This window comes from Kineothrix sp. MSJ-39 (assembly GCF_018917935.1).
Lineage (GTDB): Bacteria > Bacillota > Clostridia > Lachnospirales > Lachnospiraceae > CAG-194.
Window position 1 is genome coordinate 1 of the sequence record NZ_JAHLPN010000008.1, and the last position, 26603, is coordinate 26603.

A 26603-nucleotide genomic window follows, 5' to 3' on the forward strand; every position below is an offset into this window, starting at 1 on the left:
TGGACAGACCGCTGGTGTATCTGTTGGTGACCAACACCATGGCAGAGTAGCCAAGTCTGGCAGGGATAAACGCTGAAGGCATCTAAGCGTGAAGCCCCCCTCAAGATGAGATATCCCAATAAGTAAGACCCCTTAGAGAGTATGAGGTAGATAGGCTTAAGGTGTAAGCACAGTAATGTGTTCAGCTGATAAGTACTAATAGGTCGAGGGCTTATCCTTTGCGACAAGAAGGGGCCCACGGAAGTGGGAAGTGATCTTGCCGCCAGGTAATAGGCGAAGCCTGTTACAGAACAGAAATCATCAAGAAATGATGAGAGTGTGGACAGAAATGATCCAGTAAGAAATGAAAGATCGATGAATTAGTCAAAAGAGTTTGCATACGATGTAAAGAAAGATTTCAGTATTCGGTTTTGAAGGTATGAACAATATCTTCATTAGGCCTAGTGGCTCAGTTGGTTAGAGCGCCGCCCTGTCACGGCGGAGGTCGTCGGTTCGAGTCCGATCTGGGTCGTTTATATCACGAATGAGGGATCTTAGCTCAGCTGGGAGAGCATCTGCCTTACAAGCAGAGGGTCACAGGTTCGAGCCCTGTAGGTCCCATTTTATTATGTATCAATTGAATATGCCGATGTGGCTCAATTGGCAGAGCAGCTGATTTGTAATCAGCAGGTTATCGGTTCGAGTCCGATCATCGGCTTTGTGAAAAGCTTGATTTATCTTGTTTTTCATATGGGTGGATTCCCGAGTGGCCAAAGGGGACAGACTGTAAATCTGCTGGCAATGCCTTCGAAGGTTCGAATCCTTCTCCGCCCATTGTACTAAGAGATTTAGTACTGTTACAATCGTATATCGCGGGGTGGAGCAGTCTGGAAGCTCGCCGGGCTCATAACCCGGAGGTCATAGGTTCAAATCCTGTCCCCGCTACTCATGCCCAGATAGCTCAGTCGGTAGAGCAGAGGACTGAAAATCCTCGTGTCACTGGTTCGATTCCGGTTCTGGGCATTCTCTTATGTTTATAATAAAAGCATAGGAAATGCAAATTATATATATGGGCCACTAGCTCAGGTGGTAGAGCACTTGACTTTTAATCAAGTTGTCCGGGGTTCGAGTCCCCGGTGGCTCATTGGAAGCTTATTTCTGAAAAGAAGTAAGCTTTTTTGTTTGTCTAAATTACATAATAATTATAAAAATTTTCAAAAAATACTATTCTATACAAAATAAATATATTATAATAGAAAAACAAATAAAATAACTGACAATTAGAAAGGGTAAATAAGTATAGTTATACTTTGGGGAATGAAAAGGAAAAAGCTATTTTACTTAAGAAAAATAGGGAAATGAAAATAAAGTAGTGAAATAGAGCAGAAAAGAAAGGGGAATTATAATGAAAAGGATGAAAAAAGGCGTATCAATTGCACTGATCATGGTGACATTGTGTTTACTGACAGGATGTTCTTTCGCAAAGGCAGAAACGACGATACAGGTATCTGTAGATACAGACGGGAAAACGGTAAAAGCTATATTGAAAGCGGATCAGAGTCAGGGATATGAATGGAAATATCTCATTATGAATGGTGCACTTTCCGAATCCGCATCCAGATTTGAAAATAATATTTTCAGTAATACTTATATTCAAAAGTACTCTTATACATATAATGTATCAAAGGGCAATGAAGATGAACTTATATTTGTACTGATCAAGGACAAGGATTATGAAAATGCCAAGGCATATGAATATCCGGTCACAATAGATGATACGGGCAGTGTTAAGATTGGAAACAGAACGGAGAAAACGGTTGGATATTACCCGGATCTGTTAAAGGCAATTCAATAGTATAGAAACAGAAGTGAGGGCACATGCATAGGATATTGGATGAATGCGAAATATTCTTTGCGTGTGCTTTTTGTTTATAGGAGCGTATGGTATACTGATATAGTAAGATCCGATTATCGATAGACAGTGTCGATAGGATTTGTAATGCCTATATATGAGAATATGATAAGATCAATAGTGCCTGTATATATGTGAGAAATGGTGAGATAACTATAAAATGAGATTGAAATAGGTATGATAAGTTATGGCAAAAGGACGCGGATAGTATGGGATATGATTATATAAATAAATGGAAAAACTGGCGTACGAAAAGAAAAAAATATTTGAAAATGTTGCAACATGGGCTAATGAACAGAACAAAACATTATGGCAGTGATATCTTTCAAAAGCCTAATTTTAAAAAGACAGCCAAATTCGTCCAGCATGGGGATGTATCCGTAAGAAAACACAGTATCAGTGTAGCATTGACTGCCTTGCGGATCAGTCATATGCTGCCATTTCACACAAACGATAAAGCCATTGTCAGAGGTGCGCTTCTGCATGATTATTTCCTGTATGACTGGCATAAAAATAAGATCAGGCCAAGCAGATTTTATAAATTTTATGAGATGCATGGCTTTACCCATCCGGGCACAGCACTGGAAAATGCAAAAAAGGATTTCAGGCTGACCAAGAGAGAGCAGGATATCATAAAGAAGCATATGTGGCCGTTGACAGTCATTCCACCGATGTGCAGGGAAGCATGGATTGTGACGGCTGCGGATAAATATTGCTCTCTGATGGAAACCCTGCATCTGCATGGGAAGAAAACGAGAAAATAAATTTGACTGGATTTTGTATACAAGATGAAGCAGAATTTATATGAAAAACTGAATGAACTGGCAAAATCGGATATCTATCCTTTTCATATGCCGGGGCATAAAAGACAATTACGGGAAAAGCCGTTTGATGAAATCACAAAGATTGATATTACAGAAATCACGGATTTTGATGATCTGCATGAACCGGAAGGGATTCTGAAGGAAGAACAGGAATTTGCTGCTGCGTTATATGGGGCAGACCATACGTATTATATTGTAAACGGAAGTACCTGCGGTATTCTGACTGCGGTCAGTGCAGTATGTCGCTGGGGCGATACGATCGTTATGGCGAGAAATTGTCATAAATCGGCTTATCATGCCGCATATCTTCAGAACTTGCAAATAGAATATGTAGAGCCGCTAAGAAGTGCGGAAGACTATCCTGCAGGACCTGTGCTGACAGAAGAGATTGAAAATGCACTGCAACACGCGGCGCAAAAACAGGCTGCCAGGGCAGTGATTCTGACGTCACCCACTTATGAAGGGGTGTTTTCCGATATTCCGGCGATCGCAGAAATAGTACATGCGCATCATGCGGTGCTGATTGTGGATGAAGCGCATGGTGCACATCTTGGATTTTCGGCAGAGTTTCCGCAGTCGGCGGTCAGACAGGGAGCGGATCTTGTTGTGCAGAGCCTGCATAAGACACTACCGGCGATGACACAGACCGCGCTTCTTCATGTATGCGGAAACAGAGTGGATCCGCGGCGTGTGCAGCAATATCTGGATATCTATGAAACAAGCAGTCCATCTTATGTCATGATGGCTTCCATGAGTAAGTGCCTGCATCTGATCGATGAAGAGAAAGACTGTTTATTTGCAAATTTTTATGAGAAGCTGCAGGATTTTTATAAAATCAGGGAACAATTAAAACATATTATGATACTGGATGCTGCATGGGCATGGAATACCTATCATGCTTATATGGATCCGTCAAAGATCAATATTTGTGTTGCAGGCTGCATGAGAGATGGCAGTATCTACACAGGGAAAATGTTGTCAGCGGAGCTTTTGCGGACATATCATATCGAAACGGAAATGACAGCAGAGCAGTATGTGATCGCAATGACTTCTGTGATGGATACGCAGGAGGGCTTTGACCGGCTGAAAGCAGCGTTATTGGAAATTGACAGTAGGTTGTCAGTAACTGAAAATGAGGAAATTGAGATAACACCGTCAGGTTACAGAGGGACAGAGTTGTCTGCCCGGAGAACATCAGATGAAGAAAAAAATAGAGATTTCTCCTGCAAAACGGAAAAAATTGTGAAAAATGATGCAGGTCAATCGGCAGGACAGAATAGTATGTTGAATGACGAGGAACAGGAAGCAGAACACAGAGCTGACAGCATACAGACAATATACACAATTCGTCAGGCAATGGACCATGTGCAGAAGGCTGTTGGCTGGGAGGAAGCTGTCGGACGGATCAGTGCGGAATTTGTGATCGTATATCCGCCGGGCGCGCCTCTTTTGGTTCCGGGAGAAGTGATCACACAGGCTTTGTATGAGAAGGTAAAGCATTATCATGCATTGGGACTGAATCTGCAGGGAATGCAGGACAGGGCATTGCAAAGAATCCGTATCGTTACGGAATAGAAAAAACTTTACCGTATCTTTGCCGTTTATTTACATGCAGCAGGGTAAATACGCATTGCAATCCCTTATTAAAAATGAGATAATACAGGAAAAAGCGAAAGGTGGAAAAATATAAATGAGAAAAACAAAAATAATCTGTACAATCGGACCGGCCAGTGAGGGAGAGGACAAGTTAAGGGAATTGATGCTTGCCGGAATGAATGTGGCGAGATTTAATTTTTCCCATGGAACACATGAAGAACAGAAAGCAAAGTTTGCAAGAGTACTGAAGGTCAGCAATGAGCTGGGACTTCCTGTTGCAACTTTATTAGATACAAAAGGACCGGAAATCAGATTACGTGATTTTGAAGGCGGAAAAGCAATGCTTGAGCCGGGTCAGATATTTACACTGACAACAGAAGAGATCATGGGTACAAGTGAGAAGGCTGCAATCAGCTATAAAGGGCTGAAAAATGATGTCAGTACAGGCAGCATGATCCTGATCGACGATGGAAAGATTGAAATGCGTGTAGAAAAGATCACAGATACAGAGATCCAGTGCCGTGTTGTCAATGGCGGTAAAGTATCCAACCATAAAGGAATCAATGTACCGGGCGCAGTTCTTTCCATGCCATACATTTCAGAAGTGGATTATGCAGATATCAAATTCTGTGCAGAAATGGGTTATGATTTCCTGGCAGCTTCCTTTGTCAGAACAAAAGAGGATATTTTAGAGGTCAGAAAGATCTTAGACGAATATAACAGCAAAGCAAAGGTAATCGCAAAGATTGAAAATATGCAGGGTATCCAGAATCTGGATGAGATCCTTGAAGTTTCCGATGGTATCATGGTAGCCAGAGGTGACATGGGTGTTGAGATCCCGCTGGAAGAAGTACCTGTTCTGCAGAAGCAGATGATCAAAAAGGCAGTTGCACAGGGTAAACACGTTATTACTGCAACACAGATGCTTGAATCCATGATCACAAATCCAAGACCGACAAGAGCAGAAACAGCCGACGTTGCCAATGCCATTTACGATGGTACTACAGCGATCATGCTTTCCGGCGAAAGTGCTGCAGGTGCATATCCGATCGAGGCAGTAAAGACGATGGCAAGAATTGCAGAACGTACAGAGCAGGATATCGATTATAAGAGCAGACTGAAAAAGGTGGAAAACGAAGACAATACAGACATCACAACAGCTATTTCACACGCATGCTGTACAACAGCAATGGATCTGAATGCCAGCGCGATCATCACAGTAACAATGTCAGGTTTTACAGCCGGTATGATCTCCAGATACAAACCGGGTTGTCCGATCATTGGCTGCAGCGTTAATCCGAGAGTCTGCAGACAGTTGTCTCTTTCCTGGGGCGTAGCACCGATCCTGATCGAAAAAGAGGACAAAGCAGATGTTCTGTTTGAAGAAGCAACAAGAGCAGCAGAAAAAGCAGGATACATCAAGAAAGGTGATATCGTTGTTCTGACAGCAGGTGTTCCGCTCGGTATTTCCGGCAGAACCAATATGATCAGAGTCATTGAAGTATAGGAACAGACATGGGTAAAATATTTTATCTGATGGGCAAAAGCTCCTCAGGCAAAGATACAATATACAAACAGCTAATGGCAGATGAAGATCTGCATCTGAAAAACATCGTACTGTACACGACAAGGCCGATCAGGCAGGGAGAACAGGAAGGTATCGAGTATCATTTCATAACAGAAGAGCAGCTAGCAAATCTGGAAAAAGAGGGCAGGATCATAGAGCTTCGCGCCTATGATACCTGCTTTGGTATTTGGAAATACTGTACAGTAGATGCACATATCGATTTAGACAGGGAAAATTATCTGATCATCGGAACGATCGAATCCTTCTGCAAAACAAAAGCATTTTACGGAGAAGAAAAGGTAATCCCGCTTATGATAGAGCTGGACGACGGGATCAGACTGCGCCGCGCACTTGATCGGGAAATGGCGCAGGATCAGCCGAAATACGATGAAATGTGCAGACGTTATCTGGCGGATGCGGCAGATTTTTCACCGGAAAAGAAAAAAGAAGCAGGTATAGAAAAGGAATTTGAAAATAATGATCTGGAAGCCTGTATTGCAGAGCTCAAAGAATATATTTTGGCGCATATGGGAAAAAGAGCCTGAATTAACAACTATTGTGCATAGAAATATCTATCTTGCAGATGCATTTCATGGTATACTAAAATATAGCGTAGATAGCATATAACTATGCTAAGGCATAAGGGGGTGGACAGATGGACATTAAAGTAAATCAGACGATGCCCGTGGCGCAGACAGATGCAGTCAGCCAGACGCAGCAGACCGATGGCAGCTTTAAGTTCACACTGGCCAGCCACATTGAAGAGCAGGATCTGCAGGTTCGTCTGACTGCCATGATGGAGGAGATCACCAGACAGGGTGACCGTATTTCCAAAAAGATGGATATCAAAGATATGCGGAAGTACCGTTCGCTGGTGAAATCTTTCCTAAATGAAGTGGTCACAAGAAGCCATAAGTTTTCCAGAGAAAATTTTCTGGACAGGCGCGGCAGACACCGTGTTTACGGGATCATCAAGCAGGTGGATGATACACTGGATGAGCTTACAAGAGAGCTGGTAAAGGACGAAAAGGATCACATTGCGATCCTGAATAAGATCGGTGAGATCCGGGGATTATTGTTAGATATTTTTACGTAAGAATGATCATCCGGTGGTCGCAAGAGAGAAACTCATAAGCGAAAACGAATATCATAATGTGCGAAATGAAAAGGGGTAAGGATATGCCTAACTTTAAAGATATTTACGGACAGGAACAGATCGTAGATCATTTACAGAATGCGATTGCATCGGGCAAGATCTCACATGCTTATATTATCAATGGAGAGCGCAGCAGCGGTAAGGAATTTATTGCCAATGTGTTTGCCATGGCATTGCAGTGTGAAAGCACCGGGCAGGAAAAGCCATGTAATGAATGCCATTCCTGCAAGCAGGCTCTTTCCGGTAATCATCCGGATATTATCAGAGTCACACATGAAAAGCCTGCAACGATCGGTGTAGAGGATATCCGTACAGGCGTCAATGACGATATCATCATTAAGCCGTACAGCAGCGACTGGAAAATCTATATCATCAGTGAGGCGGAGAAGATGACCGTGCAGGCGCAGAATGCACTGTTAAAAACACTCGAAGAGCCGCCTGCATATGCAGTGATCATTTTGCTGACTTCCAATATCGATTCCATGCTGTCTACGATCCTGAGCAGATGCGTGGTTTTAAATATGAAGCCTGTAAAGGACGAGATCATCAAAAAATATCTGATGGAAGAGATCCACGTACCGGATTATAAGGCAGATGTCTGCACCGCTTTTGCAAGAGGCAATCTCGGCAAAGCCAAGGCACTTGCAGCCAGTGAAGAATTTGACAATATCAAAACAGAGGCTGTCAGCCTGCTCAAATATATCCATGATATGGAAATTACGGATATCATGTCAGCGATCAAAAAGATCAACGACTATAAAATAGATATCAACGATTATCTGGACATTTTATCTGTCTGGTATCGTGATGTACTGCTCTTTAAAGCGACGAATGATGCAAATCAGTTGATTTTTAAAGACGAGTTGCAGTATATTAAAAAAATAGCAAACCAGAGTGCCTATGAAGGCATTGAGATCATTTTGGATGCACTGGAAAAGGCAAAATCAAGATTACGTGCGAACGTTAATTTTGATCTGACAATGGAATTGCTTTTACTGACAATAAAGGAGAATTAAGCATGATAAAAGTTGTAGGAGTCAGATTCCGCAGCGCAGGAAAGATTTATTACTTTGATCCCCAGAAGTTTGATATCAAAAAAGGGGAGCATGTTATTGTGGAAACTGCCCGTGGCGTGGAATACGGAACAGTGGTACTTGGCATCAAGGAAATAGTGGATGATGATATCACAGCACCGCTCAAGCCGGTGATCCGCATTGCGACACCAAAGGATGACAAACAGGAAGCTGCCAATCGCGAGAAAGAAAAAAGTGCAATGGCAGTCTGTCTGGAAAAGATCAAAAAACATAAGCTGGATATGAAGCTGATCGACGCGGAGTACACATTTGACAATAATAAAGTGTTATTTTATTTTACTGCAGACGGTCGTGTGGATTTCCGTGAGCTTGTAAAAGATCTGGCAGCAGTCTTTAAGACCAGAATTGAGCTTCGTCAGATCGGTGTGAGAGATGAGACAAAGATTGTAGGCGGGATCGGTATTTGTGGTCGTCCACTCTGCTGTCATACATTTCTGGATGAATTTGCACCGGTTTCCATCAAGATGGCAAAGGAACAGAATCTTTCCCTGAATCCGACAAAGATATCCGGTGTCTGCGGCAGACTGATGTGCTGTCTGAAAAATGAAGAAGAGACTTACGAGGAGCTGAACAGAAGACTTCCGAATGTGGGTGACCGTGTCACAACAGATGATGGTATGAAGGGTGAAGTACATAGTGTCAATGTACTGCGTCAGCTTGTGAAGGTTTTAGTAGATGACGGAGAAGAAAAAGAGATCCGCGAATATAAAGTAGAACAGTTGAAATTCCGCAGACGAGGAAGACGTGACAAGGAAGAGCGCGGTGATAAAAAACAGAGTGCGGAAGATAAGGCATTAAAGGAACTGGAAAACCTGGAGAAAAAGGAAGGAAAATCAAAACTTGATGAAGATTGAGCTTTTAGAAAACGAAAGGCTTGATGATCTGGGTAGAAAAAATTACAAAATAATCCAAAATCCGGATGGTTTTTGTTTTGGCATGGATGCAGTGCTGTTGTCAGGCTATGCGAAAGTCAAAAAAGGGCAGCGTGTTTTGGATCTCGGAACCGGAACGGGAATCATTCCGATCCTGCTGGAAGCAAAAACAGAGGCTTCCCATCTGACGGGACTGGAGATTCAGGAAAAAAGTGCGGATATGGCAAGGCGCAGTGTGCGCTACAATGATCTGGAGGATAAGATTTCCATTGTAACGGGTGATATCAAAGAAGCAGGAAGCCTGTTTGGCGCTGCTTCTTTTGACGTTGTGACCTCGAATCCGCCGTACATGATCGGCGGACATGGGCTGCAGAATCCATCCATGCCCAAAACGATCGCAAGACACGAAGTGCTTTGTAATCTGGAGGATGTGGTCAGGGCTGCATCAACGGTCTTAGTACCGGGCGGTTATTTTTACATGGTACACAGACCGTTCCGTCTGGCAGAGATCATCACAGCAATGACAAAATACCAGTTAGAGCCGAAGCGGATGCGTTTTGTATATCCATATGTGGATAAAGAGCCGAATATGGTACTGATTGAGGCAAAAAAGGGAGCAAATTCCCGTGTGACGGTGGAAAAACCGCTGATCGTATACAAAGCAGTGGGTGAGTATACGGATGAGATCTACGATATTTATAAGCCGGAAGTGTATGATAAAAGAAATCATGACGGGCAAGAATCTGGTGAAAAGCAGAAATAATAAATCCGGGAGAAACAGAGAGGAACAACATGGCACAGGGAACTTTATATTTGTGTGCAACGCCGATCGGAAATCTGGGAGATATGTCGCCCCGTATCAGGGAGACATTATCACAAGTTGATCTGATCGCTGCTGAAGATACGAGAAACAGCATCAGGCTTTTGAATCATTTTGAAATTCATACGCCGATGACAAGCTATCATGAGTATAATAAGGTGGAAAAGGCATATGCTTTAATAGAAAAAATGAAAGAGGGGGCGGATATTGCACTGATCACAGATGCAGGAACGCCTGCGATCTCCGATCCGGGAGAAGTTTTAGTAAAGATGTGTCAGGAAGCAGGCATTACCGTAACTTCCCTGCCAGGTCCTGCCGCGTGCATCACGGCGCTTACTCTGTCAGGGCTGCCAACGAGAAGATTCTGTTTTGAAGCTTTTTTGCCGGCGGATAAAAAAGAAAGACAGCTTATTTTAGAAGATCTGAAAACAGAAAAAAGAACGATCATTTTATATGAAGCACCGCATCATCTGATCAAAACACTGCAGCTTTTGTTTGATACACTGGGTGACAGGCGCATTACGATCTGCAGGGAACTGACAAAGAAATTTGAGACAGTTATGCCAACGACACTTGCAGAGGCACTTTCCTATTATGAAGCAAATGAACCACGCGGTGAGTATGTGCTGGTGATCGAGGGCAAGAGCCAAGAAGCGGTTTTAGCGGATCAACGGGCTGTTTACGAGGAAATGTCGATCGAGGAACATATGGCACGTTATGAAGAGCAGGGAATGGATCACAAGGAAGCGATGAAAGCGGTTGCAAAAGACCGTGGGATCAGCAAACGTGAGGTATACAATTATTTAATAAATGTAAAAAAATAGGGAATTCTATTTACAATGCAATCAGTGCATATTATAATCATGTAGCAAAGAGCGCAAATATGATAATGCAATACTTATTTTACGAATTTAAAGGAGAACGAAAATATGTTAGAAAGAGTTATTGAAATCATCAGAGAACAGCTAAATCTGGACGGAGTGGAAATTACAGAAGATTCTTCTTTCAAAGATGACTTAGGAGCTGATTCCTTAGATTTATTTGAACTTGTTATGGCATTTGAAGAAGAATACGGTGTTGAGATCCCATCTGAAGATCTGGAAAAGATCGCAACAGTCGGAGATATCGTAGAATATATGAAGTCTAAGGGTGTAGAAGTTTAATTCTCTGTTTTCTTATAAAAAGCGAACGATCAGGAAACTCGCTATCACGCCTGCTAAGGTTGCAACAAGTGCACCGGGCAGCGTGTAGCGGGTTTTCTTTATTTTTGCCGCCATAAAATAAACGGACATGGTGTAAAAGATGGTTTCGGTTGAACTCATGATGAGGGAGGTCAGAAGTCCTGTCTGGCTGTCCGGGCCATATTCCTTGAAGATATCGAGGACAAGCCCTGTTGCAGCAGAAGAGGAGAACATTTTGATGAGCAGAAGGGGCATGATGGGAGCTGGGATATCAGCACCGGAAAACAGCCGGTTGCACAGATTACCCACAAAATCCAGAAAGCCGGAAGCACGCAGGACACCGACCGCGATCATCAGTCCGATCATGGTAGGCGCGATCGAGATAACAGTCTGCATACCAGACCTGGCACCTTCTAAAAATTCATCATAGACATTGACATGTGCACTGATCCCATATGCTACGATATAGAAAATGAGAAGTGGAATGATGATGTTGGAGAGATTGGCGAGAATGTTCATGGCTCAGGTCCTTTCCGTTTTATATATTTATGCATGAAAAGCAGACGACAGATTTTTACTGAAAAGACTGCTATGTACTGCATGATTGGCATATCAGGCTGCATTTAAGAAGGACTTTTGTCGGCAAATTTAATAAACAAAATACCTGCAAGGGTGGAGCAGGTCGTGGCAAGTATGGCGGGCATGATAATAGAAGTCGGTGTTACGCTGCCATACTGGCTCCGGTAGACGATGATATTGACCGGAATGAGCTGCAAAGACGAGATATTCAGGATCAGAAAGTTACACATTTCATTGCTGGCAGCAGTCGGATCCTTACAGGTTTTGTTGTTTCGCTGTATTTTGCCAAGCTCCTCCATGGCTTTCAGTCCCGCGGGGGTACATGCCCAGCCCAGTCCTAAAATGTTGGCGACCACATTGGTCGAAATGTATTCGAGAGCAATATCTTCATAACGCAGGCGCGGAAACAGAAACAAAAGAAACGGACGGAGCTTTTTTGTCATGGATGCAATAATACCTGCCTTTTGGGCGATCTGCATGAGCCCGACCCAGAGTGCCATGACACCGAGCATTGTAATACAGAGTGTTACGGCTTCTCTTGCGCTGTCAAGTGCCGCATTACTGAGTTCTGCCATATGTCCTGTCAGCGATCCGTAAATAATGCCAATGATGATCATAAATGCCCAGATATAATTCAGCATAAAAATTCCTTTCCTGCACGTTCTGCTATTTCAGTATATGAGGCAGGGCATGGGCAAAATACTGCTGATTTTGGGAAATACTTTTGGACAAACTCTTTACCGAAAACACTGGAAAGTGTATGATTGAAACATCCGGTATAAAGTTTCCGGAGCAATATTGTATAAAATAGAATCACCATGCAGGAGAGAACATGAAAAAAGGAGAGGCGAGATGAAGAAAAGCAGCTTGGGAAAGGGACTGGCATTGTGTCTGATGGCAGCAATGTCTGTTACACAGATACCGGTAAGTGCAGAGACATTATCGGAGAATACATTGGAGGCAGAGCAGCAGGTATCCGATGACCTTCAGACAGCGGATGGTCTGACATATGTCATCATAACATCGGAAACGGAGCAGTACATCAGGATCACGGGCTGTGATGAGAACGCTACTTCTGTGACAATTCCGAGTGAGATCAATGGTATTCCGGTAACAGAAATAAAAACACAGACAGCATTTCACGGCTGTAATAAAATTGAGACATTTGTAGTGGCAGAGGGAAATACCGTATTTGAAAGCCGCGGAAATGCAATTATCCGAAAAAAAGAAGACGGTAAAAGCGATGTGAAACTGATCGCCGGCTGTAAAAATACAGTTATTCCGAATGATGTGACAAGCATAGAGCCATATGCATTTTATGGCTGCAGTGGTCTAAAGGAGATCACATTACCGGACAGTCTCAAATATATCTATAATGATTCATTCAGTGAAAGCGGGCTGACAAGCATCAAAATTCCGGACAGCGTAGAATATATAGGACCATGTACATTTAAGCAATGTAAAGATCTGTCACATGTGGAATTACCGGATGGACTGACCAGACTTTTGGATGAAACATTCACCGGCTGCAGCAGTCTGGAGGAAATTGTACTTCCGGACAGTATCACAGAGCTTGGCTATGAGGCATTTTGCCTCAGCGGTCTGAAAAAGATTGTCATTCCAAGCGGTATGACAAATATACCGAGTGGTCTGTTTAGAAGCTGTGAAAATCTGGAAGGTGTCACAATACCGGACGGCGTAACCAGCATAGGAATCGTAGCCTTTGATAGATGCAGCAGCTTAACAGATATAAAGATCCCTGCAAGTGTAACGAGTATTAGGTACAGTGCTTTTCACAAATGCAGCAGCTTAACAAGTATCAAAATCCCGGAAGGTGTGACTCAGATTGAGAAAGATACGTTTTCACAATGTGAGTCTTTAGAGTATGTTGGTCTGCCAGCCAGCCTGACAAGTATAGATCCCATAGCATTTACCTTTTGTTCCAAGTTAAAGGATGTTTATTACGGAGGAAGCAAGGAGCAGTATGAGGCAGCAGCTCTCTATGATTTTGGCGATACCGTTACAATACATTATAATGCGACAATGCCTGATGGGATCCATACGCATGTAAAAGACGCGGGCACGACAGTAGCTGCGACCTGTGAAGAAAAAGGCTCTACAACTTACAAGTGTAAGATCTGTGGAGAGGTCATGGAAAAGACAGAAACAAATGCCTTGGGACATACATGGGATGCAGGAAAAATAACAAAAGAGCCGACCGTAGAGGCGGAAGGCATCAAGACATATACCTGCACGACATGTGGCAAGACAAAGACAGAGTCTGTAGCGAAGAAAACAGAGACTACAGCTGCTGCAGGAACAAAACTGAAAGAGAAAACAGGTAGAGAGTTTCAGGTGATTAAATCCGGTTCTTCTGAAAGTAAGCCATCTGTCATGCTTACAAAGCTGTCTGCCAAAGATAAGAAGGCAAAGAAGGTTACAGTTCCGAAAACAGTTACGATCGACAATGTGGAATATCAGGTAACAGGTATTGCGGCAAAAGCATTTAAGAACAACAAGAAGCTGCAGAGCGTTGTTATTCCGGATACGATCACAAAAATCGGAACCGGCAGTTTTGAAGGCTGCAAAAACTTAAAGAGCATTACGATTGGAAAGAATGTAACCTCCATCGGTAAGAGTGCTTTTAAGAATTGTAAAAACCTCAAAAAGATAACTGTCAAGGGTGCCAGGATAAAGACAGTTGGAAAAGGTGCATTCACAGGTATCAATAAGAAATGTGTCATTAAAGTACCGAAGAAACAGTTGAAGTCTTACAAGAGCCTGTTCAAGGGAAAAGGGCAGAAGAAATCTGTGAAGATCACAAAATAGAAAGTTGATATAAAAACAGGAACAGTATATAGCCGCAATCACGTTTGGCTATATGCTGTTCCTGTTTTATTTTCTGCATTTCTACAGTTGAGCTCAAGATTTTCCTCTGCTATCATAACCATATTCACCGCCGCCTTTCCGGCAACGATTATCTCAGAGCTTTAGCTCATCTGAAAAGGGCATTTCGCCCGGGTTTTTAATTTTAAAATACAACAGGGAAATCAACAGTAAATGCCATAAATGGACTTGAATTGTCATGTTGATAAGGATGCTGGAATGACATATAATAGGGTAAACCCTATTTCGTCTATGTTTTTCTCTGTTTTTATATAGAGGTAACCATAAACAGACAGAGAAAGGAAAGAGGAATGGATCAGAAAAAACCAAGAAAAACCGAGAAAAGACAGTTGGAAATCGTCAGGCAGCTTCGACCGATAGATGATTGCTTTTTTGAAGTAATGATGGAGGATCCGGAAGCCTGTGAGGAATTATTGCAGGTCGTTTTGGAAAATCCGTTGTTAAGAATAAAGAAAGAAACTGTTTCAGGTCAGAAGAGTATCCGGATCATCGGAAAGCGTTCTATTCGAGTGGATGCTTATGCGGAAGGTAATGAGGATACGATATTTAATATTGAAATCCAAAGGGCTGATAATGAAAATCATGTGAAGAGAGTAAGGTACAATGCTTCCGTGATAACGGTAAACCGTTCGGAACCGGGAGATTTGTTTGAACAGGTGCAGGAACTGTTTGTTATATACATTGCGGATTTCGATGTAATACGCAATGGAAGGACGATCAGTCATGCGGAAATGACATGTATGGAAACAGGTGTAACATTGAATGACGGACTACATGAGATATTCGTTACAACTATTGGAAAAGATAACAGCAAGATTGCAAGGCTGATGAAGGAATATAAGAATCCGGATATGAATAATCCGGAGTTCCCGAAACAATCCAAAAGGGTACAGGAAATGAAACATGATTCAAAGGAGGCAGAGAAAATGTGTTCATTAGTTGAGGAATATGCAAGAGAGAAAGTAATTCAAGAAGCAATAGAATCGGCTGTCGAATTTGACAGACCAAAGGAAGAAACAATTGCCAGACTTATAAAGAAATTTGACTTGACAAAAGAAAAAGCGCAGGAATATTATGACATATTTGCTAAGTAACTGACATAAAAGAAAAACAGGCTGCTTATGGCATCAGGTACTTTTCGCTTAAATTCTGCATGGAATGTTGAAAAACTTTGCTTCATCATCTATAATCTTTTATACAGGGGTTCTAAATAGGTATCGTGATGAAAGAAAAGGAGAATAGCAAAATGAGACTGATTACACGTTCGGATTTTGATGGACTTGCATGTGGTGCACTTTTAAAGGAAGCAGGGATTATCGATCATTGGAAATTTGCACATCCAAAGGATCTGCAGGATGGACTTGTAGAGGTAACAGAGGATGACTGCCTTGCCAATGTGCCATTTGTAGAAGGCTGCGGTCTTTGGTTCGACCATCATTCCAGTGAACATGAGAGAATGCAGCTTGAGGGTAAATATAAAGGCGAAAGCCGTGTGACACCTTCCTGTGCACGTATTATTTATGAATATTACGGCGGAAAAGAAAAGTTTCCGCAGTTTGACGATATGATGGAAGCTGTTGATAAGGTAGACAGCGGTAATCTGACGATCGATGATGTACAGAATCCAAAGGGCTGGGTGCTCATCGGCTTCTTAATGGATCCACGTACAGGACTTGGACGCTGGAGAGATTTCACGATCAGCAATTATCAGCTTATGGAAAAACTGATTGATGCCTGTCGTACTATGACAACAGACGAGATCTTAAATCTGCCGGATGTGAAGGAACGTATCGAAGTATACTTTGAGCAGACAGAAAAGTTCAAAGAAATGGTCAAGGCGCATACAAAAGTAGACGGAAAGGTCATTATTTCCGATCTGCGCGGTGTAGATCCGATCTACTCCGGTAATCGTTTCATGATCTATTCCATGTATCCGGAGCAGAATATTTCTGCATGGATCGTAAACGGTAAGGGCGGACATGGCTGCAGTGCAGCAGTTGGTTACAGCATTTTGAACAGAACATCCGATGTCAATGTCGGAAGCCTGATGCTGAAATACAACGGCGGCGGACATAAAGCAGTCGGAACCTGTCAGTTTACGGATGAGACAATGGAAACAGAGCTTCCGAAGATGCTGGCTGAGCTTTGCGAAATGAGCAATAAATAACATAATGTGGACTGAAGAATCTGTATCTTTCTTTTCAGAAGGATACAGATTTTTTGTTATGGCGACGAGGAAAATGCACGCATTTATGCGGTGCATTTGACGACCGCTAATCAGAGCGAGATTCGCAGAGCGCATCTCGTCTCTGTTATGGCGACGAGAAAAATAAGACACTATAAAAATAATAGTCGACAAAATCCATATATAAGAGTTAGAATAAACTAACAAAAGTAAGACTATTCAAAGAGGAGAAAAGAAAATGCAGGAAGAAAAGATTAAACCGGTATTAAACGGAGCAGCGGAGACTATGCTGCAAAGCTTTTATGCGAGGGCGATGTACAGTAAAAATCCGAAACATCGTTTTAAGGATAAGAAGGCAGAGGAGATCGTGGCAAAGCTGGACTACGATTTTTCCAAAGCAGGAAAGGATCAGACAATGAGTGGCGGTGTCATTGCCAGAACTGCAGTTTTGGATGAACTTGTATCTGATTTTATCCAAAAAAATCCTGACTGCACGGTTGTGAATATTGCCTGTGGTCTGGATACACGGTTTTACCGGATGGATAATGGCAGGATTACCTGGTACAATCTGGATCTGCCTGAAACGATACAGGTGCGGGATTCCGTATACAGAGAGGAAGGGCGTGTTTCAACGATCGGCTGTTCCTGTTTTAATCCTGCATGGCCGGAAAAGGTGGCAAAAAGAGGAAAAATGCTCTTTATCATAGAGGGATTGACCATGTATCTGACAAAGGAGCAGGTGACGCAGATGCTTGCGATCATCCGGGATAACTTTGACAATGCCTATGTGATCATGGAATGTCTGTGTCCGAAATTTGTGAATAAAGAGAAGGTGGAAAAATCCATCCAGTCCACCGGCGCAGTCTTTACCTGGGGCGCAAACAGCTTTGAGGAGCTGGGAGATGTGGCAAAGGGCTTTTGCAAGGTAAAGAATGACAACATCCTGCGTGGTATGTGGGTGTTAAATCCGGCGTTTAAGCTGGTGACTTGGCTTCCGGTCATGAAGAAAATGTCACAGAAAATTCTGGTATTTGAAAAGGCATAAAAATGGACTAGATCAGCCCCATTGTTTTCAGGATAAACAGCCAGAAGGTCAGGGAAACGGAGCTGAGCAGCGTTGTCAGAACGATCACGCTGGAGGTGAGAACGCCTTCATGTCCCATATTTTTTGCCATGATATAGCAGCTTGGTGTTGTTGGAGCACCGAGCATGATGAGCAGGGATACCATCTTTTCGCCTGTAAAGGAGAAATGAGCAGCAATCGGCAGAAAGACCGCACACTGCACAAAGAGGCGGATAAAAGAAGCTGCAAGTGCAGGCTTGATCCGTCCGCAGGCTGCTTTGACCTCAAAGCCCGCACCAAGTGCGATCAGGGCGAGCGGTGTTGCCATGACAGACAGATTGGAAATCGTTTTTGTCACAAGGAATGGCAGCTTGATATGGGAAACAGAAGCCAGCAGACCGAACAGAATACCTAAAATGATAGGATTTGTCGCAATCCCCCGGAGGGATCTGGCAAGTCCTTTTTTATCGAGTTTGTGTTCGCCCGGACCTGTAAAGGACAGGATCAGGACAGCAAGAATATTGTAAAGTGGCACACTTCCGATGATCATGAGTGGTGCGATCGTTGCTTTGCCATAGATATTCTGGATAAAGGCAAGTCCGAGGACAGCAGCACTGCCACGATAGCTGCCTTGTACAAATTCACCGATGATATCCTTATCTTTCAGGAAAAGAGAAGCACCGATCATAATCACGGTAAAGCAGATCAGTGTGGCAAAAAAGCAGTACAGAACATAGCCTGTGTCCCAGACACTGAAAAAGTCTGCCTGATAAAGATCCAGAAACAGAAGGGCGGGCAGTGTCACTTTGAAGTTGAATTTATTGGCGACAGTCACAAAACTGTCATTCAGCATATGAATCTGTTTGAGCACGTAGCCAATGACGATCGTTAAAAAGATAGGTAAAGTTACATTCAAACTGAAGATTAAATTTTCCATGACAGGTCTGGATTTCCTTTCTAAACAGCAGAACCGGGATTTCCCGGTTACAAATCTCTATGAAATAAGCTATAATATGTCAAGTACCTATGCGATTTTAGTACAAATACATTTATTTGTAAAGATGGGCGTATATCAGGAAAGGAAACAGAAATGCAGGCAGAAAATATACAGATACTGGGAATCGTCATTGCTGCCTTTGTGGCAGCAGTATTGTTTGGATGGATCCTCTGGTGGATTCTGCGTAAAAAGGAAACGCCCCTGGATGAAATGGAAGGCGTGGAATTTGAGCAGTATTGTGCAGAACTTTTACGAAACAGAGGATTTATCGATGTGAAGCTTACGAAGGCAAGCGGTGATTTTGGAGTGGATATCCTGGCAGAAAAGGATGGCGTGACTTATGCCATCCAATGCAAGCGATATGCGGATCCGGTCGGCGTGAAGGCAGTGCAGGAAGCATTTGCGGGCAGGGAATATTATGACCGTATGGTAGGAGCGGTTCTGACGAACCAGTATTTTACCGCTCCTGCGGTCGCAGCAGCCAAAAAGCTGAAGATCCTCCTCTGGGACAGAGGCTATCTGGACAGTATGATCGAGGAAAGACGTGTATAACTGTCGGGTCCATGTGACAGGAAGAAGGTGTGGAATGCGAGATCTGAGTAGGGAATCTGCTCTTTCTCGCATTTTTTTTGATACTGCTCTTTGCAGGCAAGGAGCTGTAAATAGCCGACGTAGTATTTCAAATATGTGCCCGGTTCATTGATGAGGTAAGTGTAAACATCCGCAAGAGCCTGTGGCTCGGTAATACCGATCTTTGCCAGATAAGGGGCAATGTCGGGAAGAGAAGCGGCTTCTGCATGGATCCGGATATCCAGATAGCAGAGCAGACAGATCTGGATCTCACGGGAAAGCCGGAGCATATGGGCATATGCTTTCTGTTCTTCCTTTTCATAGGCGCGATCGAAGGACAAAAGCTCCACATACATCGCCCAGCCTTCGCTGTAGCCCGGAAAATTCATAACATAGCGCAGGATATTTTCCCGCGTAACACCCTGCGAGGCAAGAAAATAGACATTCTGGAACATATGACCGGGAAATCCTTCATGTGCCAAGGTGGTGTACATTGTCAGATAATCGGTTTCGGGATTGACATAGATCACATTGTTGATGTTGTTGATCTCACCCGGTCTGCAAAGGGAAAGACGCGGTGTAAAATAGTAGGCAGGTGCGGTATACGGCGCAAGTGCTGTGGGGATTTCCTTTACCGTAACGGGGGAAGAAGCCGGCAGTGGTGGAAAAAGAGCCGCCATCTGCTTCTGTAAGGTGGATAAGTAGGCATCTGCAGCAGGCAGTTTGGCAGAGGTATCGGAAAGATCAGACAGAGTGTCTATCGGATATTTCTGCCGATACGCCGCAAGCTCCGCATAGAGTGTCTGCAATCTTTCGGAAAGTTGCTTTGCAAGCTCTTCGGTTGTCAGATCACAGCCTATCTGCTGCTGCACCAGATAGGTGTAATAGGCTTTTCCGTTTTGATACCGGCAGAGTCCGCGCTGCTCTTTTCCCTCTTCTTTCAGCAGTAACAAAGAGTCCCCCAGCTTTTCATAAGCCGGCAGAACAAGCGTATGCAGGATACGGGCGTGATCGGAAGCATAGTAGGCATATTGGTCGGAATCTGTTTCATAGACATGCTTCAGATTTTGTAAAAAGCAGTCCGTAAAAAGGGCTTCTCCGCTGTCCGATGCCATAAAATCACACTGGGAAATAACCATGGAAGCGTCCTCGGAAGCCATAAACATGCCAGCAGCCGCTTTATCCGCTTCATAAGCAGCGAGACTGTCAAAATAAGAAGGGATCAGCGACAGAAGTGCCAGATAGGATTTGACATCCTTTTCCTCTTCCATGCTGTATTCTGCGAGCAGAACAGGAAGGGAGGTGTGAATTCCACTGGTTGGACTGAGGGGTTCATCAAAATAAGGAAAGTTTGTGCCTTCCTGCCTTTTTTCCAGATAGGCAGTCAGGATTTCATAAGTTTCCCGTGTATTGGCGGGCAGATGCGCCGGTGAAATACCGGAAAGCGTCCGGCGGAGATTTTGCAGATTTTCCCCTTCGGCAAGATAGGTTTCCCGGTCATAGCAGGGCAGGCTGCACACAGCCGGATCGATCCCAAATGCGGAAGGATCTGTCAGCGTAAAATGGAGGCTCAGGCTGTCATTTTCATAGGCGCTTTGGAGATAGCTGTCCGAAAAACGGGCAAACTGCTCCTGCGGTGCATTGTTTCGGATGAGATACAGGGAAAGCAGAAAGGCAAAGGTCAGAGCGATCAAAAACAGGGAAGAACGTAGTTTTTTCTTGGGATACATGAAAAGCTCCTGCAGGAAACGTTATTTTATCTTATGCAGGAGCTTACTGAAATTATACCGGACAAAAGAGGTAGAGAAGCAGAGACAAAAAACCGAAGAAGGGCATCAGCACCTCAAACAGGATGTATTTTCTGTCAGGATGCTGCATCCGCCACAGCGCATAGCCCGGAAACAAAAGAGCATAGCCGCTGAAAATATAGCGTGCGTTCATGGTACAGATAAGTGGATAGCGGAAGCAGAAGATCACGTAGCTGAGCAGAAGTGCACCATTTCCAATCCCGATCAGGAGCCTGATGGCAGGATCTCCTTCTTTGGAAAAGCAGTAAGAAACGCTTGTGCAGAACAGGATCAGGGACAGGGCAAAGCCAAGCAGTGTGAAAACAGATGCAAGCATTTCCATAAAAGGCGTGCGGAATACAAGGATCCCTTCATCATAAAGCAGTGTCAGGATCGTCTGTCCCCAGATATTGGCACTGTTTGAAAGATCCCACCAGTCGATCGTATGTGCTGTGAAAATGCGGAGTGTGGGAAAGCCCATGCGATAGGCAAAGCCGTAGCCGGCCACATTCTGCCAGGTGGCATAGCCTGTTGCGTCTACAACATAAGAAAAGGGAAGACCATACAGGAGCCGGTTCCGGATTACCCAGGAAAGAGAAAGCGGAATGCAGATTACGGCAAACAGAATGTATTGTTTGAGTAATGCCTTTTTGTCCTTTGTTTTGATCAGATGGTACAGAAAAACAACACCGATACCGGGTGCGATGAGGACGCCCGATGTTTTGGACAAGGTAGCAAGAATGACTGCGGCGGCAATTTTCAGAATATTTCCGATATCAGGATCAATATGCCAGCGTAGAGTGTAAAAAAGAGCCATTACACAGAAAAGTGTCATCAGACAATCGTTGTTCAGCTGCGCACCCAGAAAAAATAAAGTCGGGAAAAAGGATACAAGGGCAGTCAGACAGCATAGCAGTTTTTCCGGAACTTTAAGCTGTTTCAGAATAAGATAGAGGAAAACAGAGATCAGAACCGAAAATGCCATATTGACATATTGCAACATTTCAAATGCATATGTCAGATCACCTGTAGGGTAGAAAAAGAGCCGCAGGACAATGGCTCCTATGATATAAAACAAGGGCGGATGATAATATTGCCCCATAAATTCAGGTGAGAAATCCGGCAGATGTTGATATTGATATAAGTACTGGATATAGCCAAGATGCCCATAGGTAACAGACTGCCAGTCGGACGGGTCGCCAAGATCATGATTTGTATTATAGTAAGGGACGGCATAAGCATAGAAAAAGCGTGCAGCTGCACCAAGAAGCAGGAGCATCAGACAAATCATACGGGGAGAAAAGAATGCTTTTATATTCGATTTTAACTCTGTTTTTTGTAATTTCATCAGAAAAATCCTCCTTAAAAACTGTATCATGAACTGAAAGGACTGTCAAAGCACAAATATTTTTGATATACTTACATTATAAAAAGGGACACGAAGGGAGAATATACCGGAATGGAAATGGAAATCCGCAGAAAAGATATGATATTTCTCTTTCTTTTCACAATCGGCTTTTTCTGTATTGCACTTTGGGGGCTTGGAAGCCACTGCATTCCGCAGACAGAGCAGGAGCTGACGCCGCGCGATGACGGCGCAAAGGAGGTTGTGCTCTATTTTGAAGATGGGCAGCAGCTTTCAAATCTTTTGTTGTTTACGGGATATCGGGCAGCAGGGGAAGTGACAGTATCTGTTGCGGCGGGAACGGACTGGCAGATTGTACAAAGCGGAGAAGAACTTGATTCTGTATTTGCATGGAATGAGATTCCGGTCTCGTACCGGACATCCTGTCTGGGGCTGGTGTTTTCGGATACAACAGTGAATTTAATGGAGTTGGTCTGTCTGGATGAGGATGGGGAGCCTGTTTTGCCGGTGAATGCCATGCAGTATCCGGAGCTCTTCGACGAACAGGAGCTTTATAAAGGCGGTATTACCTATCAGGATCAGACGATTTTTGATGAAATTTATCATGGCAGAACAGCTTATGAATTTTTGCATGGACTGCCTATTTATGAAAATACGCATCCACCGCTCGGAAAGACACTGATCTCTGTCGGGATCGCTGTCTTTGGCATGAATCCGTTTGGCTGGCGGTTTATGTGTGTTGTTTTCGGAAGTCTGATGATGCCATTTATTTATCTGTTCGGTCTGCGTCTGACGGGAAAAACAAGATATGCCTGTCTGGCAGCAGTCCTGCTCGGAACTGATTTTATGCATTTTACGCTTTCCAGAATTGCCACGATCGACATCATTGTAGCGTTTTTTATTCTGGGTATGTTCTATTTTATGTATGCATTTATATCGTCGGAAAACCGGCGGTATCTGCTGCTTGCCGGTCTGTTTACGGGACTTGGCTGTGCAACAAAGTGGACGGGGATCTATGCGCTGTGCGGACTCTTTGTCGTTTTTCTTCTCTGGATGATCGGAAAAATCAGGGAGATCGGTGTAAAGAAGGAAACAAGACGTTACTGGATTATGCTCTGCCTGCAGTGTATCGGCTGTTTTGTGCTCCTGCCTTTTGCAATCTATACGCTGTCCTATATTCCGTTTGTCCGTGTATATCCGGATCAGAATCTGCTGCAACATGTGTTTTCCAACGGGGAGCTGATGCTTTCCTATCATAAAGCTACGATTTTTGATCATCCGTATGCTTCACCGTGGTATAGCTGGCTGTTTGACTGGAAACCGCTGCTTGACAGCAGGGAATATCTGTCGGGAGACCGTGTCAGCGTGATCGCGACTTTTGGCAATCCTGTCTTGTATTTTGCAGGGCTTTTTGCATATGGAAGGGAAGTTTGGCGCATGTTCCGCAATAAAGATAAAAATGCGGCGGTGCTTGTGTTGTATTATACGGTCATGCTGCTTCCGTGGATCTTTATCAGGCGGACGGTTTTTATCTATCAGTATTACGTCTGCTCGGTTGTACTTATCCTGCTGCTCTGCCACAGTGTTTGTCAAAAAGAAGGCAGGCATGAAAAGAGAACTTATTGGGGGCTGTTTGCAGGTTCGGTTCTTTTATTCCTGCTTTTTTACCCGGTCATATCGGGGCTTATCGTGCCTGCATCCTATATCAGGCAGGTGATCCCATGGCTTCCAAACTGGAGATTCCTCTGATCATTGATAGGGTTTGACATCTAATATCTGCTGTGTTACATTTATTACATATCGGGTATACTCATAAAAAGGCAGTGAGAAAGAGAGTACATTTGCAGGAAGTTTTCAGAGAACGTCCTACGGGCAGAAAAGCAGAAACGGTTCTGATCCGCGGAAATGTCCGGGCTGTGAGGGATGGATGGAATGCACTTGGAAGATGGCTTTTGAGCAGCGCACCGAGGCCGCAGGGCTTAGGCTGCGACAGGTTCCGCCTGTTATAGCGGAGGAGTATCGAATTGATCGATACTTGCTGAGGTTTCGGGCGTGAGCCCGGAATAAAACAGAAGTGGTAACGCGTTTATTCGCCTTCTGGAGGGAAACCTTCAGAAGGCGTTTCTTTGTAGTGAGGAAGGAAAAGGAGAGAAAAAGATGAACAAAGGCAAATATTATATGACAACGGCGATCGCCTACACCTCAGGCAAACCGCATATCGGAAACAGCTATGAGATCGTGCTGGCAGATGCAATCGCACGTTTTAAAAGAGCGGACGGATACGATGTATTCTTCCAGACAGGTACAGATGAGCATGGTCAGAAGATAGAGCTCAAAGCAGAGGAAGCAGGCGTATCTCCAAAGGAATTTGTGGATAAGGTAGCAGGTCAGATTAGAGAGATCTGCGATATGCTGAATACTTCTTATGACAAATTCATCCGTACAACAGATGATTATCATGAAAAACAGGTACAGAAAATCTTTAAGAGATTATATGAGCAGGGAGATATTTACAAAGGTGCTTATGAAGGTATGTACTGTACACCTTGTGAATCCTTCTGGACAGAGTCACAGCTTGTAGACGGCAAATGCCCGGACTGTGGCAGAGAATGTAAGCCTGCAAAGGAAGAAGCATACTTCTTCAAGATGAGCAAATATGCGGATCGTCTGATCGAGCATATCAATACACATCCGGAATTTATCCAGCCTGTCAGCCGTAAGAATGAAATGATGAACAATTTCCTTCTGCCGGGCCTGCAGGATCTGTGCGTATCCCGTACTTCTTTCAAATGGGGTATTCCGGTAGATTTTGATGACAAGCATGTCGTATATGTATGGCTGGATGCCCTTACAAACTATATCACAGGTATCGGTTATGATGCGGACGGAAACAGCACAGAGCAGTACAAGAAGCTCTGGCCGGCTGATCTCCATCTGATTGGAAAGGACATCATCCGTTTCCATACGATCTACTGGCCTATTTTCCTGATGGCACTCGGTGAGCCGCTGCCAAAGCAGGTATTCGGACATCCGTGGCTTCTGCAGGGCGATGGCAAGATGAGTAAATCAAAGGGCAATGTCATTTACGCAGAGGATCTGATCAAATTCTTCGGTGTAGATGCAGTCCGTTACTTTGTATTGCATGAGATGCCATTTGAAAATGATGGCGTGATCAGCTGGGAGCTGATGGTAGAACGTCTGAATTCCGATCTGGCCAATACACTCGGAAACCTTGTAAACAGAACCATTTCCATGAGCAACAAATACTTTGGCGGCGTTGTGGAAAACAAGGGTGAATCCGATGATCCGGCGCAGGCTGCGATCGATGCGGATCTGAAGGCAGTTGTAACAGATACTTACAAGAGAGTTGCAAAGAAGATGGACGATCTGCGTGTTGCAGATGCGATCACAGAGATCTTTGTTCTCTTTAAGAGATGCAATAAATATATTGATGAAACAGAGCCATGGGTACTTGCCAAGGATGAGGCAAAGAAGGATCGTCTTGCGACCGTTCTTTACAATCTGGTAGAAGGCATTACGATCGGCGCTTCCCTGCTCGAGCCATATATGCCTGAAACAGCAGAAAAGATCGTGGCACAGCTGAATACTCAGATCAGAAGCTTTGATGATATTGAGAAATTCGGTCTGTATCCAAGCGGCAATAAAGTAACGGAAAAACCGGAGATCTTATTTGCCCGTCAGGATGTGGCAGAAGTTGTTGCAAAGGCTGACGAAATGTTTGAACAGAGAAGAAAAGAAGCCGGAATTCCTGCAGAAGAAGCAAAAGAGGAAGAGGCTGTAATCGATATCGAAGCAAAGCCGGAGATCACATTTGATGATTTCGGAAAAATGCAGTTCCAGGTAGGAGAGATCATTTCCTGCGAAGCTGTTCCAAAGAGCAAAAAGCTGCTCTGCTCACAGGTAAAGATCGGTTCTGCGACAAAACAGATCGTATCCGGTATCAGAGCACATTACACACCGGAAGAAATGGTTGGTAAGAAGGTTATGGTTCTTGTGAACTTAAAGCCTGCAAAACTTGCCGGCGTATTAAGTGAAGGTATGCTTCTGTGTGCAGAAGATGCAGAAGGCAATCTGGCACTTGTGACACCTGAAAAACCGATGCCTGCAGGCGCAGAGATCTGCTAACC

The 26603-nt window shown here is 43.8% G+C and carries 24 protein-coding genes, 7 tRNA genes and 1 rRNA gene; 27 read left to right on the forward strand and 5 right to left on the reverse strand.

Going from position 1 to position 26603, the window contains the following annotated elements:
• The 19 genes from KQI22_RS06730 to acpP all read left to right on the forward strand — a co-directional run.
• A 23S ribosomal RNA gene (locus KQI22_RS06730) occupies positions 1 to 219 on the forward strand; the annotation flags it as partial.
• A 218-nt stretch (positions 220 to 437) separates the two neighbouring features.
• Positions 438 to 511, forward strand: a tRNA-Asp gene (locus KQI22_RS06735).
• A gap of 16 nt (positions 512 to 527) precedes the next feature.
• A tRNA-Val gene (locus KQI22_RS06740) sits at positions 528 to 600 on the forward strand.
• Between the two features lie 24 nt (positions 601 to 624).
• A tRNA-Thr gene (locus KQI22_RS06745) sits at positions 625 to 697 on the forward strand.
• A gap of 34 nt (positions 698 to 731) precedes the next feature.
• Positions 732 to 813: transfer RNA gene (locus KQI22_RS06750), tRNA-Tyr, on the forward strand.
• A gap of 37 nt (positions 814 to 850) precedes the next feature.
• Positions 851 to 924 (forward strand) — tRNA-Met (locus KQI22_RS06755).
• 5 nt (positions 925 to 929) lie between these two features.
• Positions 930 to 1002 (forward strand) — tRNA-Phe (locus KQI22_RS06760).
• A gap of 48 nt (positions 1003 to 1050) precedes the next feature.
• A tRNA-Lys gene (locus KQI22_RS06765) sits at positions 1051 to 1123 on the forward strand.
• Positions 1124 to 1384: 261 nt separating this feature from the next.
• Positions 1385 to 1834, forward strand: a complete 450-nt coding sequence (locus KQI22_RS06770; protein WP_216551340.1) for a hypothetical protein — start codon at positions 1385 to 1387, stop codon at positions 1832 to 1834.
• A 347-nt stretch (positions 1835 to 2181) separates the two neighbouring features.
• On the forward strand, positions 2182 to 2655 hold the full coding sequence (locus KQI22_RS06775) for an HD domain-containing protein (protein WP_253293550.1): 474 nt from the start codon (positions 2182 to 2184) through the stop codon (positions 2653 to 2655).
• A gap of 24 nt (positions 2656 to 2679) precedes the next feature.
• The gene (locus tag KQI22_RS06780; protein WP_216551342.1) at positions 2680 to 4290 is read left to right on the forward strand and encodes an aminotransferase class I/II-fold pyridoxal phosphate-dependent enzyme; all 1611 of its coding nucleotides are present in this window, start codon (positions 2680 to 2682) and stop codon (positions 4288 to 4290) included.
• Positions 4291 to 4405: 115 nt separating this feature from the next.
• The gene (gene pyk / locus KQI22_RS06785; RefSeq protein WP_216551343.1) at positions 4406 to 5818 is read left to right on the forward strand and encodes a pyruvate kinase; all 1413 of its coding nucleotides are present in this window, start codon (positions 4406 to 4408) and stop codon (positions 5816 to 5818) included.
• An 8-nt stretch (positions 5819 to 5826) separates the two neighbouring features.
• Positions 5827 to 6423 (forward strand): guanylate kinase, encoded by a 597-nt coding sequence (locus KQI22_RS06790; RefSeq protein WP_216551344.1) that lies wholly within the window; start codon positions 5827 to 5829, stop codon positions 6421 to 6423.
• 110 nt (positions 6424 to 6533) lie between these two features.
• The gene (locus KQI22_RS06795; RefSeq protein WP_216551345.1) at positions 6534 to 6974 is read left to right on the forward strand and encodes a YaaR family protein; all 441 of its coding nucleotides are present in this window, start codon (positions 6534 to 6536) and stop codon (positions 6972 to 6974) included.
• Between the two features lie 83 nt (positions 6975 to 7057).
• Positions 7058 to 8050 carry a DNA polymerase III subunit delta' gene (gene holB, locus KQI22_RS06800; RefSeq protein WP_216551436.1) on the forward strand — a complete coding sequence of 331 codons (993 nt, stop codon included), beginning with the start codon at positions 7058 to 7060 and terminating at the stop codon, positions 8048 to 8050.
• 2 nt (positions 8051 to 8052) lie between these two features.
• Positions 8053 to 8982, forward strand: coding sequence for a PSP1 domain-containing protein (locus KQI22_RS06805; protein ID WP_216551346.1), 930 nt, complete (start codon positions 8053 to 8055; stop codon positions 8980 to 8982).
• Positions 8972 to 9763: a tRNA1(Val) (adenine(37)-N6)-methyltransferase gene (locus tag KQI22_RS06810; RefSeq protein ID WP_216551347.1), complete on the forward strand. Its 792-nt coding sequence runs from the start codon at positions 8972 to 8974 to the stop codon at positions 9761 to 9763. The genes KQI22_RS06805 and KQI22_RS06810 overlap by 11 nt, the downstream gene beginning before the upstream one ends.
• Positions 9764 to 9792: 29 nt before the next feature.
• Positions 9793 to 10644: a 16S rRNA (cytidine(1402)-2'-O)-methyltransferase gene (gene rsmI / locus KQI22_RS06815; RefSeq protein ID WP_216551348.1), complete on the forward strand. Its 852-nt coding sequence runs from the start codon at positions 9793 to 9795 to the stop codon at positions 10642 to 10644.
• A gap of 105 nt (positions 10645 to 10749) precedes the next feature.
• A complete protein-coding gene (acpP, locus tag KQI22_RS06820) occupies positions 10750 to 10983 on the forward strand; it encodes an acyl carrier protein (RefSeq protein ID WP_216551349.1) in 234 nt (77 codons plus the stop codon).
• Positions 10984 to 10995: 12 nt separating this feature from the next.
• On the opposite strand, the gene KQI22_RS06825 is transcribed toward acpP, so the two are convergent.
• A complete protein-coding gene (locus KQI22_RS06825; RefSeq protein WP_216551350.1) occupies positions 10996 to 11520 on the reverse strand; it encodes a spore maturation protein in 525 nt (174 codons plus the stop codon).
• Between the two features lie 104 nt (positions 11521 to 11624).
• Positions 11625 to 12221: a nucleoside recognition protein gene (locus KQI22_RS06830; RefSeq protein ID WP_216551351.1), complete on the reverse strand. Its 597-nt coding sequence runs from the start codon at positions 12219 to 12221 to the stop codon at positions 11625 to 11627.
• Positions 12222 to 12432: 211 nt separating this feature from the next.
• Here KQI22_RS06830 and KQI22_RS06835 point away from each other — a divergent pair, with 211 nt between their 5' ends.
• From KQI22_RS06835 to KQI22_RS06850, 4 genes are all read left to right on the forward strand, one after another.
• Complete coding sequence (locus KQI22_RS06835; protein ID WP_216551352.1) at positions 12433 to 14409, forward strand: leucine-rich repeat domain-containing protein; 1977 nt, start codon at positions 12433 to 12435, stop codon at positions 14407 to 14409.
• 368 nt (positions 14410 to 14777) lie between these two features.
• Positions 14778 to 15581: a PD-(D/E)XK nuclease family transposase gene (locus KQI22_RS06840; RefSeq protein WP_216551353.1), complete on the forward strand. Its 804-nt coding sequence runs from the start codon at positions 14778 to 14780 to the stop codon at positions 15579 to 15581.
• A 152-nt stretch (positions 15582 to 15733) separates the two neighbouring features.
• Positions 15734 to 16654 (forward strand): hypothetical protein, encoded by a 921-nt coding sequence (locus KQI22_RS06845; protein ID WP_022004075.1) that lies wholly within the window; start codon positions 15734 to 15736, stop codon positions 16652 to 16654.
• A gap of 256 nt (positions 16655 to 16910) precedes the next feature.
• A complete protein-coding gene (locus tag KQI22_RS06850; RefSeq protein ID WP_216551354.1) occupies positions 16911 to 17717 on the forward strand; it encodes a class I SAM-dependent methyltransferase in 807 nt (268 codons plus the stop codon).
• A gap of 7 nt (positions 17718 to 17724) precedes the next feature.
• On the opposite strand, the gene KQI22_RS06855 is transcribed toward KQI22_RS06850, so the two are convergent.
• The gene (locus tag KQI22_RS06855; protein ID WP_216551355.1) at positions 17725 to 18672 is read right to left on the reverse strand and encodes an AEC family transporter; all 948 of its coding nucleotides are present in this window, start codon (positions 18670 to 18672) and stop codon (positions 17725 to 17727) included.
• 153 nt (positions 18673 to 18825) lie between these two features.
• Between KQI22_RS06855 and KQI22_RS06860 the strand changes: the two genes are divergently transcribed.
• Complete coding sequence (locus KQI22_RS06860) at positions 18826 to 19284, forward strand: restriction endonuclease (protein WP_216551356.1); 459 nt, start codon at positions 18826 to 18828, stop codon at positions 19282 to 19284.
• Here KQI22_RS06860 and KQI22_RS06865 read toward each other — a convergent pair.
• Positions 19248 to 21032 carry a DUF885 domain-containing protein gene (locus tag KQI22_RS06865; RefSeq protein ID WP_216551357.1) on the reverse strand — a complete coding sequence of 595 codons (1785 nt, stop codon included), beginning with the start codon at positions 21030 to 21032 and terminating at the stop codon, positions 19248 to 19250. The genes KQI22_RS06860 and KQI22_RS06865 overlap by 37 nt on opposite strands.
• Before the next feature lie 52 nt (positions 21033 to 21084).
• Positions 21085 to 22437 carry an ArnT family glycosyltransferase gene (locus KQI22_RS06870; protein WP_216551358.1) on the reverse strand — a complete coding sequence of 451 codons (1353 nt, stop codon included), beginning with the start codon at positions 22435 to 22437 and terminating at the stop codon, positions 21085 to 21087.
• Positions 22438 to 22548: 111 nt separating this feature from the next.
• On the opposite strand from KQI22_RS06870, the gene KQI22_RS06875 reads away from it, so the two are divergent.
• The 3 genes from KQI22_RS06875 to metG all read left to right on the forward strand — a co-directional run bounded on the left by KQI22_RS06875 (position 22549) and on the right by metG (position 26601).
• On the forward strand, positions 22549 to 24204 hold the full coding sequence (locus KQI22_RS06875; protein ID WP_216551359.1) for a phospholipid carrier-dependent glycosyltransferase: 1656 nt from the start codon (positions 22549 to 22551) through the stop codon (positions 24202 to 24204).
• 92 nt (positions 24205 to 24296) lie between these two features.
• Positions 24297 to 24464: a hypothetical protein gene (locus tag KQI22_RS06880; RefSeq protein ID WP_216551360.1), complete on the forward strand. Its 168-nt coding sequence runs from the start codon at positions 24297 to 24299 to the stop codon at positions 24462 to 24464.
• Between the two features lie 148 nt (positions 24465 to 24612).
• Entirely contained in the window at positions 24613 to 26601 is a 1989-nt protein-coding gene (gene metG, locus KQI22_RS06885) for a methionine--tRNA ligase (protein ID WP_216551361.1), read from the forward strand.
• The last annotated feature ends 2 nt before the right edge of the window (positions 26602 to 26603 follow it).